Origin of the sequence: Psychrobacter nivimaris, assembly GCF_904846365.1 — a bacterium.
GTDB classification, from domain to species: domain Bacteria; phylum Pseudomonadota; class Gammaproteobacteria; order Pseudomonadales; family Moraxellaceae; genus Psychrobacter; species Psychrobacter nivimaris_B.
This window is the reverse complement of record NZ_CAJHAL010000002.1, coordinates 57,490-72,288: the sequence shown is the minus strand read 5'-3', so window position 1 is coordinate 72,288 and position 14,799 is coordinate 57,490. Positions and strand designations below refer to the sequence as shown.

10 protein-coding genes are annotated in these 14,799 nt (G+C 43.0%); 4 read left to right on the top strand and 6 right to left on the bottom strand.

The window, feature by feature from the left end; genetic code table 11:
* Positions 1 to 32 precede the first annotated feature (32 nt).
* Together JMX63_RS01330 and JMX63_RS01325 are read right to left on the bottom strand one after the other, a co-directional pair.
* Positions 33 to 989, bottom strand: coding sequence for a metallophosphoesterase (locus JMX63_RS01330; protein WP_101205543.1), 957 nt, complete (start codon positions 987 to 989; stop codon positions 33 to 35).
* Positions 990 to 1,092: 103 nt separating this feature from the next.
* The gene (locus tag JMX63_RS01325; RefSeq protein WP_101205544.1) at positions 1,093 to 1,701 is read right to left on the bottom strand and encodes a rhomboid family intramembrane serine protease; all 609 of its coding nucleotides are present in this window, start codon (positions 1,699 to 1,701) and stop codon (positions 1,093 to 1,095) included.
* 423 nt (positions 1,702 to 2,124) lie between these two features.
* On the opposite strand from JMX63_RS01325, the gene JMX63_RS01320 reads away from it, so the two are divergent.
* Together JMX63_RS01320 and JMX63_RS01315 are read left to right on the top strand one after the other, a co-directional pair.
* Complete coding sequence (locus tag JMX63_RS01320; RefSeq protein WP_101205545.1) at positions 2,125 to 3,771, top strand: hypothetical protein; 1,647 nt, start codon at positions 2,125 to 2,127, stop codon at positions 3,769 to 3,771.
* A gap of 294 nt (positions 3,772 to 4,065) precedes the next feature.
* Positions 4,066 to 5,661 carry an OmpA family protein gene (locus JMX63_RS01315; protein WP_101205546.1) on the top strand — a complete coding sequence of 532 codons (1,596 nt, stop codon included), beginning with the start codon at positions 4,066 to 4,068 and terminating at the stop codon, positions 5,659 to 5,661.
* 112 nt (positions 5,662 to 5,773) lie between these two features.
* Here JMX63_RS01315 and nagZ read toward each other — a convergent pair whose 3' ends face one another.
* Complete coding sequence (gene nagZ, locus JMX63_RS01310) at positions 5,774 to 6,850, bottom strand: beta-N-acetylhexosaminidase (RefSeq protein ID WP_101205547.1); 1,077 nt, start codon at positions 6,848 to 6,850, stop codon at positions 5,774 to 5,776.
* A 453-nt stretch (positions 6,851 to 7,303) separates the two neighbouring features.
* Between nagZ and JMX63_RS01305 the strand changes: the two genes are divergently transcribed.
* Entirely contained in the window at positions 7,304 to 9,514 is a 2,211-nt protein-coding gene (locus tag JMX63_RS01305; protein WP_102078101.1) for a carboxy terminal-processing peptidase, read from the top strand.
* Between the two features lie 545 nt (positions 9,515 to 10,059).
* Here JMX63_RS01305 and JMX63_RS01300 read toward each other — a convergent pair.
* Positions 10,060 to 10,545 (bottom strand): FKBP-type peptidyl-prolyl cis-trans isomerase, encoded by a 486-nt coding sequence (locus JMX63_RS01300; RefSeq protein WP_057758283.1) that lies wholly within the window; start codon positions 10,543 to 10,545, stop codon positions 10,060 to 10,062.
* Between the two features lie 313 nt (positions 10,546 to 10,858).
* On the opposite strand from JMX63_RS01300, the gene JMX63_RS01295 reads away from it, so the two are divergent.
* Complete coding sequence (locus JMX63_RS01295) at positions 10,859 to 12,889, top strand: M61 family metallopeptidase (protein ID WP_227673199.1); 2,031 nt, start codon at positions 10,859 to 10,861, stop codon at positions 12,887 to 12,889.
* A 171-nt stretch (positions 12,890 to 13,060) separates the two neighbouring features.
* On the opposite strand, the gene copM is transcribed toward JMX63_RS01295, so the two are convergent.
* Both copM and JMX63_RS01285 read right to left on the bottom strand, forming a co-directional pair.
* Positions 13,061 to 13,924: a CopM family metallochaperone gene (gene copM / locus JMX63_RS01290; protein WP_101205550.1), complete on the bottom strand. Its 864-nt coding sequence runs from the start codon at positions 13,922 to 13,924 to the stop codon at positions 13,061 to 13,063.
* A 221-nt stretch (positions 13,925 to 14,145) separates the two neighbouring features.
* Entirely contained in the window at positions 14,146 to 14,760 is a 615-nt protein-coding gene (locus JMX63_RS01285; RefSeq protein ID WP_101205551.1) for a pseudouridine synthase, read from the bottom strand.
* Positions 14,761 to 14,799: the final 39 nt, after the last annotated feature.

The following is a 14,799-nucleotide window of genomic DNA, read 5'->3' as shown; positions in this document are numbered from 1 at the left end:
GGTATGGCGTTAATTGCAGTGATATCACGATTTTATGTTTGCTTTTCATCGTGATAGTGCTGAACAAAATGCTTGGCCGTCAATGGTAATGGTTGTTCGGTATCTAACTGGTAGCAGGTCAAATAACCGCTATCCACTGCTGCAGAGTAGTCGGTACAGGCAACTTGTGGACTGAGTGGCTCAGGGGTACCAGTGAGCCAATAATGCCCGACGAACACAGGTTTATGAGTTTTTAGCGCAAATTCTATATTTTCAGCCAGCGCATCAGGTGGTATCTGCGCCAACGCGGACGATGGAGCACGAGACACTTCACGAAGTGTGCGTGTATTTAACTCATCTAGCCACCAGCGTACTCGTACTCGTGTACGCTCAGTACCTTCTTTATCTACCATCACAATGCCATCAGGTAAGCTTGTTTCAACCCCTTTTAGTACTCGCTCTAAAGCGTCAAAGGCGATGGTATCTTCTTTAGCCGTCGCGATTAAACCTGCTGGAGTCAGACAGTTATCGTCAGTCAGAAGGGGTTTTAGTATTGCCATGCTATCTGTATCCCAGCAAGCATGTACAAAACAGGCGTAGTCGGTCTCAATCCATAATGGAATTTCGTATAAACGCTGCAACCAGTACTCATGTTGCTCTGAGCCAAATGGTATCTCTGCTAAAAACGCCTCGTGTTGGCGTCTATGGATATCATTGTGCGAGCGTAAATACTGGCTAGTATTATCAGGATCGCGCGTGGCATATGCCAAAGCATTATATTCATGGTTGCCCATCACTGCATCGGCCACATCGGCATCTAGCATCGCAAAGACAATCTCCAGTGTAGCTAGTTGCTGTGAACCACGATCGATCAAATCGCCGATGAACAAAGCCCTGTGACCTATTGGTGGCACGAAGTGCTGACCGTTATGCTTATAGCCTAACTGATGCAGCAGACCGACCAGCTTGTCTGCATAACCATGTATATCACCGATAATATCTATAATCATAATGTATTACTAAATCTCAAATGTAGAAGTGTACCCTGCGCAAAATAGAGCTCATAAAATATTGCAGTCTTTAAAGTGCTAGCTTTATTATACGTAAAAATGTCTAAAATCCCGGTGATAGCAACGCATTGATAAAATGCGGTAGTACTTTTGGTTCCAAAACGATCGTGGCGATAACGCCAAATGCGCCGCCCCACATATGAGCCATATGATTGATATTTGAACCACCGCGTCGATCCGCATAGATACTATAAAATATATAAGCGACGGCAAATAGTATCGCAGGAATAGGAATCACGGCAAAGAGATAAATCCTCTCCCATGGTGCTAACAGAATAAAAGCAAATAACACAGCCGATACGCCGCCTGATGCGCCTAGACTCAAATAACTGGCGTTGTTCTTATTTTTCACGTAACTTGGAATCATGGCAACGATAATTGCCAACACATAAAAAACCACAAAACCGTAGCCTAATAAAAACGGCTGATATAGTCCTTCGATAGCACGTCCAAAGAAATACAAAGTAAACATGTTGAAGAGCAAATGCATACTATCAGCATGAATAAAGCCATGGGTCACAAATCGATCCCATTGCCCATTGTTGACTGCTGGCGGGTAAAAAATCAGTCGATTAAATAGCGTCTTGTTTTGCCAAGCCAATAAGCTGACAATAACGGTAATAATGATAATAAGCGTCGTATGGTTTAACAAAGGAAAATCCTTAGGCCGTGCCTGATATGTGACAATGTTACAAATGACAATCTACAAATGACAATATTCAAAGCCTAAGCGTTACGGCTGAGTAAAAAATAAGTTTGACGTCTGATCCGTATTAAGTACTAACCATTAGCAATAGACTAATACTAACAGTAGTTGCGATAACGCAAATACCTATTGTGTGACAAAACGATGCTTTTTTATGCGGTTATAGTGAATAATGTAGCAGTGTACCATGCAACATAAGTGAAACTTTTAGAGCGATGGTAATGAAGACACCAATAACTAAGGTAATGCTTAGACTAGTTACGAGTACGGCCTTAGATAAAAAAGTAACATTTCCAAATGATGTAGATAAAAATAAAATAAGTGCTTAGTTTTTGCACATTCAAATAAGGCTGATAGAGGCAGTGGAATATGAACATTATTGACCAGCTAGAACAAACAGTAACCCCAGCTGTAATGGGTAATGATGACAGCAATAATGTCGCCTATTTCAATCTACTTGAGCAGTTTTATGCTGTTTTGGCCGCGCGCCTAGCTGTGCCACAGGTTTACTCACAGTTGCTGCGTACTGATCAAGTAATTACTAGCAGTAATAATGAAAGCCCTCTATTTGAACAAATATGGCAAGATAAAAGCCTGCAAAAAACGATTTTCCAAGAATTGGCAGTTACCCATCACATTGATGAACAGACAACTGAGCAATTACTAATTAGCGCTACCCCGTTGGCATATCGTGAGCTAAAAGTATTGGCTAATGGGCAGTTCTTGCCAGCATTTCTACAAGAAAAACAGGCTGCTTTACGACCATATTTACCTATCTGGGCAACCGCTGTGATTACGGCTCCTCAAAGCGTTAGTCAGCAAATACAAACAAGTTTCAATTCAGATGATGACTATGTGCCAGTACATATGCCAGTAAGTGACGACATATCGAATAGAATTGAGGACGCTACTTTAGCTACTGGCATAGCTGGCATAGACACACCAACAACGAATAATGATGCAGAAAGTATAGAGCAAATATCAACTGCTGAGCGTGCAAACACTGAAGCGTTAGATAACGATACGATGGCCAATAGCGATGCTATTCATGCCAATCCAGCAGCCTACCATTTGGCAGAAAATAGTAATTTAAAGCATGCACAAGTACGCACTCGCAATCAACGAAACGATCTACTAATACGTGTGTTTTTATTAATAGTAGCTCTAGCTGCGCTTGCACTAGCAGCATGGGCATTATTAGTGAAACCCAATAATGAAATACCAGTAGAGCCTGTGGCCACGGCACCTGTTGAACCACAGCCAGCACCCGTGCCTCCTGTACCAACAACGACTCCTGTTGAGCTTATTGTCGGTGTAGACAACGGCGGTAACTTGTACACTTGTAGCGCGACCGTTGGCGATGCTGCACTGCAAAGCACGTTGCAACAGGCACTCAATACAAGCTTTGGTGAGCAGGCAAGTATTTGTGAATTAAACATACAGGATGGGGTAGCAACCACAATCGCTAATATGCCTGCCGAAATACTGTCCAATGTCTTGACGATGCTTAGATCAACACCATTTGCACGTTTGCATGTGCAAAATGATCGTCTCACACTGGAGGCGCCAGACAATATGCTGCTGCAAAAACTGGTTACAGAAGTACGCAACTTAGCACCAGCGATGGTGGTCGAGAGTACAGCACCATTACCGTTGCCTGATAATAGCAATATTGGTGATGCTACGAACAACATGGCAAACGCAAATAACCAGTTTGTAGATGATGGGGCGGGGATTAATAATCAACTCAATAATAATGGGGTAAATAGTAACTCTGGCGAATACCAAGCATCAGATGATGATACTGGAGATCGTGTGATACCAACTCCTTTGCCTAACAATAATAACAGTTTTAATAATGCGCCCAACAATCTGCCTACCAATGGCGCGAGTAATATTCCCAACAACTTTCCTTCAAATAATCAAACGACCAGACCGCCAGGCCCTTTCTCACCTTCAGAAGTGGATGAGATGGCAAACACGATTATCGTTGCTGAACCAGCTCAAGTTAGGTAGTTTTTATAAGGCACGCTGTTTTGTATGGCGTGTCTTTTTATATGGCCTATCTTTTCATGTAGCTTGGCTATAGTTACGTGTGCCATCCGAAACATTACTTACTGTATCATTTGCACAACAACGTACAGACTGTGAATAGCAGCTTAAGAATTTTATAATAATCAAAACCAAATAAAGTAGTTTGATGGATTTATCGCCACCATGACTACTATGACGATTGAATACAAAAGAATGAAATAGCTGCTTTTTGAGCAAACGAATCATATAAATAAAAATTAAGGGGAGAGCCATATTATGGATATTATTAGCCACTTGACACGCACCGTCAGCCCAGCCGTATTGGAAGATGACCGTAGCCCAGCTAAGAAAAATCTACTAGAACAGTTTTATGCCATTTTTGCTGCTCGTCTTGCAGACAATGATACTTTTAGCCGCTTTGCCAATGAAAACATTGCCCGTGATGACAATGCTTTTTATGACCGTGTATGGACAGAAGGGGCACACCGCGACCAAATCTCTCGCGAATTAGCAGGCAAACATAATGTCGATGCAACGGCCTCACGTGGTTTGATTGCGATGGCAGCGCCATTGGCTTTTCATGAGATCAAAAGCTTGGCTGGTACCACGCCCGTTCCGCAATTTTTGAATGACAACCTGAACAGTTATCAGCATCATATCCCTGCATGGGCGGGTACTGTTTTGCCTGCTAGTGCGGTCGCTGCCACCTCTACGGCTGGTACACCTATTTCTGATACCACCAGTACAGCGCCATTACAAAGAGAAGAAGAGCCAAAAGAGAACTTTATGAAAGCGCTGCTACCTATTATTGGTTTGATTATCTTGGGTGCACTGGCTTGGGCACTACTCAGAGGCTGTCAAGAAAACCCTGAGCCTGTAGCAACGCCAGCGGCTACAGTACAGCAAGGGGCGCAAGGTAATGAGGCATTAGCGGTTGCAGGCGCAATTGAGCCTGCATCACTAAGTATCGCAACTGGTGAAAATAGCGAGCTGTATGCTTGTCGTATGAGCGTGGGTGATGAGACACTACAAACCAATGTTATGAACGCTTTGACTGGTGCATTTGGTGATGAAGCCAATAAATGCCGTGCTGATGTTGATGATAACTTTGCAGTAGATATGCCAGCATCTGCTCAGTTGGCAACGATATTACCAATTATTAAAAATGTACCGAACGCGAGTATGATTATTAAAGGTGATAACATCACTGTCAATGCTCCTGATAAAGCTGCATTGGATAAGTTGGTTGCTGACTTACAAGCAGCTGCTCCTGCCATGACCGTGCAAGCTGAAGGTCCATTAGACTTGCAAGGTGAGATTGATGATAGTCTGGCTGCTGCAGATGTGGCGATGACCAATCTTGGTGAAAACCCAGATCCACGTGATGTTGCCCGCGCTTTGAGTATTCAGGTGATTAACTTCCAAGTAGATGAAGCGGTTATACCTGAAGTCAATAAAGCGCTGTTAGACCGTGCTGCAGAAATCATCAATAACGTACCTGATATGAAGCTGATGATTGTCGGTCATACAGATAGTCAAGCCTCTGATACCTATAATATGGAGCTGTCTCAGGAGCGTGCTGAGTCAGTGAAAGCATATCTAGTGTCTAAGGGAGTTGATGCCAGTAAATTAGCTACCAAAGGCATGGGCGAATCAGAGCCAATCGCGGACAATTCAACCGAACAAGGTCGCTTCCGCAATCGCCGTATCGAGTTTATGGTCAATGACGAAGTGGTCAGCGCCAATGATGGCATGATGATAAACAGTGATTCCCTAGATCCAGATATGAACCCATTAGATAGTAATAATGATGACTTGTTACCAGATGGCGATGATGCTACCCAAGGTACTGCGGTAGACCCAAGCAATTAATCTATTTGTTCTTATTTTGATTATAGCTACGCAGTAGTAGTTAAATGACAAAAACCGCATCTTATAAAGGTGCGGTTTTTTGTATGCTGCTCGATGATAGTGAAGTAAGCTATTATTTATACAGAGTAGGATCTGTTGATTCCTTAGCAGTCTGACCATCAGCTTGCGCATCAAAAAAAGTCTGAGTAACATTTTGCTTGGCTTGCTGCCAGTATTCAAATTGCTGGCAGGTAGACTCAAGATCGCCTTGCCATGTTGGGATATTGCCGCGCATGGTTTTGATACGTTGCTGGTTAGGGTAAGGCAAATCTTGCGCAGCTTTAGCAGCTTCATGAGCAGCCACACGGTCGTTGCATACGAGGGCAATATCACAACCGGCATCAATGGCCGCTTTTACGCGAGCACTGACATCACCAGCCGCCTTTGCACCTGCCATCGATAAATCATCAGAGAATAATACCCCATCAAATTTAAGCTCATCTCGAATGATATCTTGTAGCCAAATTTTGGAGAAACCTGCTGGCTTGTCGTCTACTTGCGAAAATATCACATGTGCTGGCATAAGAGCGTCCAGACTATGTAGCGTTTGAGCAAAAGGTTGCATGTCGCTATTGATGATTTCATCTAAGCTACGCGTATCAATGGCTTCTGATACGTGAGAGTCAGGAGCGATGGCACCATGACCGGGGAAGTGTTTACCAGTGGTTGCCATACCAGCCGCTTTCATTCCGCGCATAAACTGTGTTGCAAGCGCAGTGATGGCTTGCGGCTCATGATGAAAGCTGCGATCACCGATGACTTGGCTAATACCATCTCTATCCAGTACGGGTGCAAAGCTCAAATCGATTCCTACAGCCAGCACTTCAGCCGCCATTAGATAACCGCAATCGTAGGCGCAGCTGAGTGCTTGGCTTGGGTCTTGATTGAATAGCTCACCCAATCGACCCATAGCAGGTAGGGGCGTGAAGCCTTCACGTAGCCTCGCGACTCGTCCACCTTCTTGGTCCACACCGATAAGTATGTCTTGATTGTGATAACGTATATCGTCGCATAGTGCTCTGACTTGGGCCGCATCTGTGACGTTACGACCAAACAATATTACTCCACCGACCTGTGCTTGTTTAATCAAGCTGACATCTTCAGCGGTCAAAGCGGTACTATCGATATCTATCATTAAAACGCCGTACATCGCGTGATCCTTATTATTTTATATATGGTTATATTATGAATGTGACTGACTATGCCTGTCTTATCACTTATCAGTCATTGTTCAAATATCTTATTATGACAGTTATTATTAATTGAGCATAATGTGGCAGATTATTAGGGTCAAATCAATTTGCTAATAGCCTTAAGTTTAGTCATCAAATCAATGTTGATAGCCCTCAATTACTATGTATGATAAAAGTGATAGAAAGTTTGGTATGTACAGAGGTAGCGTGTAAGATTGCTTATACAGTTTGAGACAGTTCAGTATTTATGCGCGTGATAATATTGATTGATTTTTGACTACATATCAGTATTTAATGATGCATAAAGTATAAGAATAAAACACAGCATTTATAGGTCATAACAGATTTGAGCATTTCTAATTCTGATGAATTACCCAATACTATTAACTTCAAATAACTAGGTACATATGATGAAAAAACAACCAGCACAGTGGTTACTCAGTGCAGCGTCAGTGGGCATCGCCGGTATTATCTTGACCCAAAGCTACGGTACTGCAGTCGCCGAGACCAATACGGGCAGTTTCGTTCAGACCCCTGAGCAAAAGGTTACCACCCGTCAAGTAGCCGCCTTGCTGGATCGCAGTCATTATCTCAATCAGCCTTTAGATAGCAAGACTGGTAGCGAAATCCTATCAATGTATATTGATAGCCTTGACCCAAACCATACGTTGTTTTTGCAATCTGATGTCGATGAGCTGAAGAAAAAACATGCTGAAGACTTTGGTGCTCGCCTAAAACAAGGTGATCTATCTGCAGGGGTAGAGGTGTTTGATCGTTACCGCAAACGCTCAAATGAGTACTTTGCGATGGCCACCAAGATGCTCAAAACAGACATTGATTTGACAGGTAACGACACAATCATTCTTGATCGCGAAAAACTCGGCCATTTTAAAACCAAAAAAGAGCAGCGCGATTACTGGGAACGTCAGCTAAAGTTCCAGTTGATGAGCATTACCCTCGGTCAAGAAGACGAAAAAGCCAAAGAGAAAGTATTTTTAAGCAATCCAGATATCACACGTGGGCAAGACTTGGTACGTAACGATGAGCGTACACCAAATGAAATTTTACAAAATCGTTTGTCACGTCAACAAGAGCAGTTTAAGCGTCTTAAAGATGATGAAATCATGGAAACCATCTTAAATACGGCGATGCTCACTTATGACCCGCACAGTAATTACTATGCACCGATTCAAGCGACCGAACTCCAAATCCAGTCTAGTCTTCAGTTAGAGGGTATTGGTGTCTCTATTCGTCCAGATCGCAAAAATCCGGACTATACCCGTATTGTGACTTTGGTCGATGGTGGTCCAGCCGCTAAGTCAGGTCAAATCAAGCCCAATGATTTGATCGTTGGTATCGCAAAAGATGGCGAAACCATGACGGACGTAGTTGGCTGGTCAACGCGTGAAATTGTCAGCTTGATTCGTGGTAAACGCGGTACATCGGTCACACTGAAATTACGTCAACCTAATACGCCAGATGCTAGCGCCCGTACAGTCACGGTAGTACGTGATATCATCCAGCAAGAAGAGTCAGGCGTCACTCAGCGAGTAGTAGAAGTGCAGCGTCCTAATATTGATAAGACACCAAAGCGTATTGGCGTACTTGAGATACCAAGCTTTTACTTAAACTATCGTGCGCGTCGCAATGGTGAAGACTATCGTAGCGTCAGTATCGATACTGAAAAAGCGCTAAAAGAGTTGAACAAACAAAATATCGATGGCCTAGTGGTTGATTTGCGCAATAACCCTGGTGGCTCATTAGATGAAGTTGCCAAGATGCTAGGTTTCTTTATCAAGAGTGGACCACTAGTACAGATTCGTGATAATCGCGGCAATATTCAAGTATATCGCGACAACGATGGCGGCGAGCAGCTGTATGATGGCAAAATGTCGGTTATTACCAACTTAGCATCGGCATCAGCCAGTGAAATCTTTGCCGCTGCTATTCAAGACTATGGTCGCGGATTAGTGGTTGGTAGTACGACAACTGGTAAAGGCTCTGCGCAAATTCAGCTCGATAGCTTAGCTTTAGGCTCTGCCACCTTGACTCAGCGTAAATTTTATCGTGTCACTGGCGGTAGTACACAGAATAAAGGTGTCGTACCAGACGTTGAGCTAGTCAATATCTATGATGATGCAACCTTTGGCGAGCGCGCTCAGAAAAAAGCATTGCCTTGGGACACTATCAGAACAGCGCCGTACAAGCCTGAAGGGAAGTTTACCAGTGATACATTGGCGACGCTCAATCAACAGTCTAAGATTCGCCAACAAAAAGACCCGCAGTTTACTTATCTGTCGACGCTAAATGATATTCGTAACATGGATGATGAAAAGAAACCTGTTCGATTAGATATCAATAGTCGCCGAGCTAAAATGCAGCTAATTGAGAAACGCTCATTAGAAGCAGAAAACAAGCGCCTTATCGCAACTGGCGAGCGTCCATACTCTAACTGGAATACTTATCAAGCAGCGATGGATGCAAAATTTGAAGAACGTAGCCGTATGAAAGCAGCTGAACGTCCAGAATTACCAGAGGATGAAGCGTTTATCAATGAGGCAGCTTACTTGATGCTTAGCGCTGAACCTAAGACAATGCTTAGCCCTGAAGAGAAGCTATAATGTGAAGTTATTATAATGTTACGTAATCTATGTAAGCATATGCTTACATAGATTGACGTTTAGACCTCTTACCAACGAAGGGTCAATCTGCGACTATAACTGTACGGCACGATTGAACGAAACGGTTCATTGATACTAGGGATTGGTATCTTAAAGGTCGCACTAGGGATAAGTAGTTTGCTGATTAAGGATGATAAGGCTGGATGCCTGTCAGTTATGAGATGCCCCGGGATTAGGTATCACGTAACGCTAACATGGATGGTTGGTAATAAAAGCCGCATGACGCTTGTCGTTATGCGGCTTTGTTACGTCTGGAGACTAGTAATTTTTGTGGCGGATTTTCTAAGTAGATAGTATTTAAATTGAGCAGCACTGTATACGGAATTAGTAGTCAGTTCATAGATGAGCACATCTACATTAATTCAAAACTTACCATGAGATAAGCATAAAAAAGGCCAGTAACCTTATCGGCTACTGACCTTTTAGATTAGAGAATAAATTTAATAACTTATCATCTAACTATTTTCACTATACTCTAAAAGAGATTAGTGCTCAACGCCACCTGCACCATGTACATGGCCATGGTTTAGTTCGTCTTCAGTTGCTGCACGTACTTCTTGGATTTCAACATCAAATGTCAAACGCTTGCCAGCCAATGGATGGTTTGCATCAACAGTAACTTCTTGATCGTTTACAGCAGTCACAGTAACCAACATTACTTGGCCGCCAGCTTCTGACTGGAACTGCATACCAGGCTGAATGTCATCAACGCCTTGGAAGTTGTCACGTGGTACGTGTTGTACTGCTTGCTCTTGGTATTCGCCGTAGCCATCAGCAGGTTCAACGACTGCATTAACTTTTTCGCCAGCAGACTTACCTTCTAATTGTGCTTCTAGGCCTGGGATAATGTTGCTGTGACCATGTAGATAAGCAAGTGGCTGACCTTCTGGTGACTGGTCAAGGATATTGCCTTCGTCGTCTTTTAGTGTGTAATTGAATTTGACGGCAGTGTCTTTTGCGATAGTAGTCATAAAATATCCTAAATATATCTATGTAAAAAATTAAATACGGTTGCAATAAACCTAAAAAAGCCAATCTGCAAGCCAAAAGGCCACGTCATTAGTCAATTATCATCAGTTTATTAAAGTAACTTTAGCAGTTAGCATCTTTAATTGAGATGGCCCACATAACTTTCAAGGCAAAAAACATAAAAAATGCCAATTAATGCCACAATTTACAATAATAACTGCTATTTTCTATAGCTATTGGCTATTCATGGTTTGGGAGTTGCTTTTTTAGAGCAAGACTTCTAGCATAATTATAAAAATAAGGATGAGAGATACGATGACTGCATTTGCCAATACCACTACTAAACAACTAGCGAGCAATGTTTCAACCAATCATGATGATACTAAGGCTAAAACGATAGCTGATATAAGCTATCAATTTGATTTTGCCCGTTTCTACGAGCATTTGGTCGATGTCTCACTGAGTTTTACAGCAGTATCCGACGCTCCGCAGCTTTGGTTACCAGCGTGGATACCAGGCAGTTATCTGATGCGTGAGTTTGCCCGAAACATCACTGCGGTACATTATCAAATAGTAGGGGCTCAAACAGCGGATAGTAACAAGCAACCAGCGACTTATCGCGCGCAAAAAATTGACAAAAACACATGGCAGCTGCCAGCGGCGCAAGCAGGGCAGAGGGTCATCGTCGAGTACGAAGTCTATTGCTATGATTTATCCGTGCGTACGGCCTACGTCGATCAGCAACGACTTTACGGTAATTTCACCTCACTTGCGCTCGCCGTCGAAGGGCAAGAGCAATCACCTGTTCACGTTAGCTTGATTGTGCCTAATACATTTTTTGCAGACAAAGAAAGTAGCAAAGTACTGTTGGCTTGTGGGTTGGACGCTACGCACCTGCAAGTTGATCAGCAGCAAAAAGGCCGTCAGCAAACGAATAGTCAGCACCTTTATAAGTTACAGGCAGCCAATTATCACGAGCTGATTGACTATCCATTCGAAATCGCGGAACAAGAAAAGTTTGATTTTATTATTCATGATAATGAGCACCAGACGCTGCATCATAGCTTTTACCTGTCAGGCAAGCAGAATGCCAATCTAGGTCGATTACAGCAGGATATTACTCAGATTTGTCAGACCTACGTAGATTGGTTAGGCGATGCGCCATTTGACGATTATACGTTTATGACCTTTGCCAGTGGTCAAGACTATGGTGGGCTTGAGCATATCAACTCTACTAGCCTTATCACCCCGCGTAATGACTTGCCAAGCACCAATGAGCCAAAGTTACCAAGTACAGATTATCAGCGGTTTTTAGGATTATGTAGTCACGAGTATTTTCACTCATGGTGGGTTAAGACGGTACGTCCTGATGTCATGATCGATGTCGATTTACGCCGTGAGGCATTTACGCCATTACTTTGGGTATTCGAAGGGTTTACGTCTTATATCGATGATTTTATGTTGCAAGCATCTGGTGTAATCGATAAAGCCAATTATCTGCGTCTCCTAGCCGAGCAAATCAATCGCTATTATCAGACCCCAGGGCGTGGTAATCAAAGTGTAGCAGAATCAAGTTTTGATGCTTGGATTAAGCTGTATCGTACCGATGAAAATACAGGCAACGCAGGTATCAGCTACTATAATAAAGGCGCGTTGGTAGCTCTATGTCTGGATCTAATCTTACTCAAAAATAGTGATGGTCGTTATCGTTTGTTTGATGTGGTCAAAGCTTTTTATACTCAAGCTAAGCAGAACGACAGTAAGCGGATTGGTATCAATAGTGCTGACATGGGCTCAGTCATTGAGCAGTTTATGCCGCTAGCAGAATGGGAGAATTTTGAACGCCGTTATGTCAACGGGGTAGAAGAGCTGCCAATTGAAGCGTTGCTAGTTGCAAATGGTGTCAAAATACAGGCGAATACTAAAGAAACGGCTGACAAGCATGTGCCTTGGGGTATGCGATGTAACGAAACGCTAGCTGGGCTCAAAGTCAATCGTGTGATGCGAGATAGTATTGCGGCTAAAGCTGGTATTTCAGCACATGACGTTATTATCGCGATTGACGGCATCAAAGCGGATACGAAACAGCTTACCGCCTTGGTTAATATAGCGCATCCTGTTGAATGTTATTTATTCCGTCGTGATGAGCTGATGTGTGTTCAGGTTCAACCCGAACCGACAACCAAAGTTAAGTCGCGAGATGAGACAATTAGCATGACTGGAGCAGTACCTCCTCATAAAGTAAGCCTACGCTTAGCAAAAGAAGATAAGACGCTAGACAATGATAATGAGCAATTAAAAGGTGAGGCAGGTTGGGAGACATGGCTTAATGTTATGAAGCGATAGCCTCAATGCTATATAAAATACCTTTCCATACGAAAAACCCTTCCATATAAAAAACCCTCTTCCGAGCAATACTGTTTAGAAGAGGGTTTTTTTAAATCACTTTTAATATTGTAGATATATCCAAGCAACTTAAATGCTCGATAGGTCAGAGGTTGGCGAGAAGATATACATTTACTGCTCTTTAGCTCTGTTGTCTAGATTATCTGGGTTATCTGGATTCTTATTATCGGTAGTTTTAGGATCAATATTTTCATCTACAGAGCTATCGTCTTCGTTGCTACTTGCAGCCTCAAGCGCAGCAATCCAATTTTTCATCATATCAATTTCAGTTTGCTGGGTATCAATGATGTCTTGCGCCAACTGACGCATCTCTTCATCTGTCCCATATTCAAGCTGAACTTTTGCCATGTCAACAGCGGCAATATGATGCGGTAGCATGCCGCGTGCAAATGCCATATCAGGCACGGGATCAGACACACCCAAAGTCATTTCGCCATGCATATTTTCCATGCTCTTAGCATATGCTTGCTGCATTGCCACAGTATTTGGCTTAGGTTTGGCAGCATCAGGATGGCTAGCCAACCACTTGTTTAAGACATCGATTTCAGCTTGCTGGGCCGTAATGACATCTTGAGCAAGTTGGCGCATCGCTTCATCAGTACCATACTTGAGCTCTATTTTTGCCATCTCTACCGCGCCGCGATGATGTCCCAACATGCCTTTAGCAAAAGCGGTATCGGGATCGTTATACCTCATCCCAATCATCATCTCGTCATGCATTCTAGTCATCGATCTCGTATAGTCTCTGAGCATATCGCTCATTTGAGACTCATCACTGACACTGCTATCGCTATCATTTGTTAGAGTATCATCTGCCATACCGTCATGCTCAGCATGTGGCATATCAGTCACGGGCGGTGAGGTTTCTTCCGCAGGATTTGATTGGTTGTCCTCAGTCGTTGGCTGACAGGCGCTCAATACAAGCGCCGCAGAAATGCTAGTGACCAACGAAAGAAAACGACGAGAAGCAATCATGACATATCCCTATTGCGAAAAAACCAAACGATAAATGGATAATACCTATTATACATAATCAATTACGTGCTGAATGTTAGCAGATAAACCTTACCCATTCGAGACACTATGTTTAACAGGTCGTAATATATTAGTGTCAGAGCTTTATATTAGGGGCTAAACAGCTAAATAGCCAAACAGTGTGAACTAATCAACAATATATAAACTTAAAACTATCTAAACTAGCTAGAAATACCTAGCTGACGACAGTGTTCGCTAGTTAGATGAACGCGTACAAACTCTCCAACAGCTAACTCACCTAGCTCAAATCCTGCCACTGACCAACGTATCAAACGCAGACAAGGCAGACCGACATGCGCTGTCATACGTCTAACTTGGCGATTTTTACCTTCATATATTGTCAGCATTAGCCATGAGTCCGGTACGCTTTTACGCTCACGTATTGGCGGATTGCGCTGCCAGAGTACCATCGGTAGCTCATTTTCACTGACGTGTTTGACCTCAGCAGGTAGCGTTTTACCATCTTTTAAAACCACGCCACGTTTGAGCTTATTGAGTTGCTCAGCAGTAGGGGTTCCTTCTACTTGCACTAAATAAGTTTTACCTTGTTTGCGCCCTGCATTGGCTTTTGGCGGATGAGTAATTGCTTTATTAACTCGACCATCATCGGTCAAAATCAGCAAGCCCTCTGAAGTAGCATCTAACCGACCAGCAACTCGCAAAGCCTTATCGGTAAAGTATTGCGATAGGGTGGTGTGGTCGTTGTTACTATCATCTCTAAACTGACTTTGCACGCCGTAAGGCTTATTGAATAAGATGAGACTAGAAGTAGACATAAAAAGGTGTTTCCTAGTTTTTGATGGACAATGAATCAT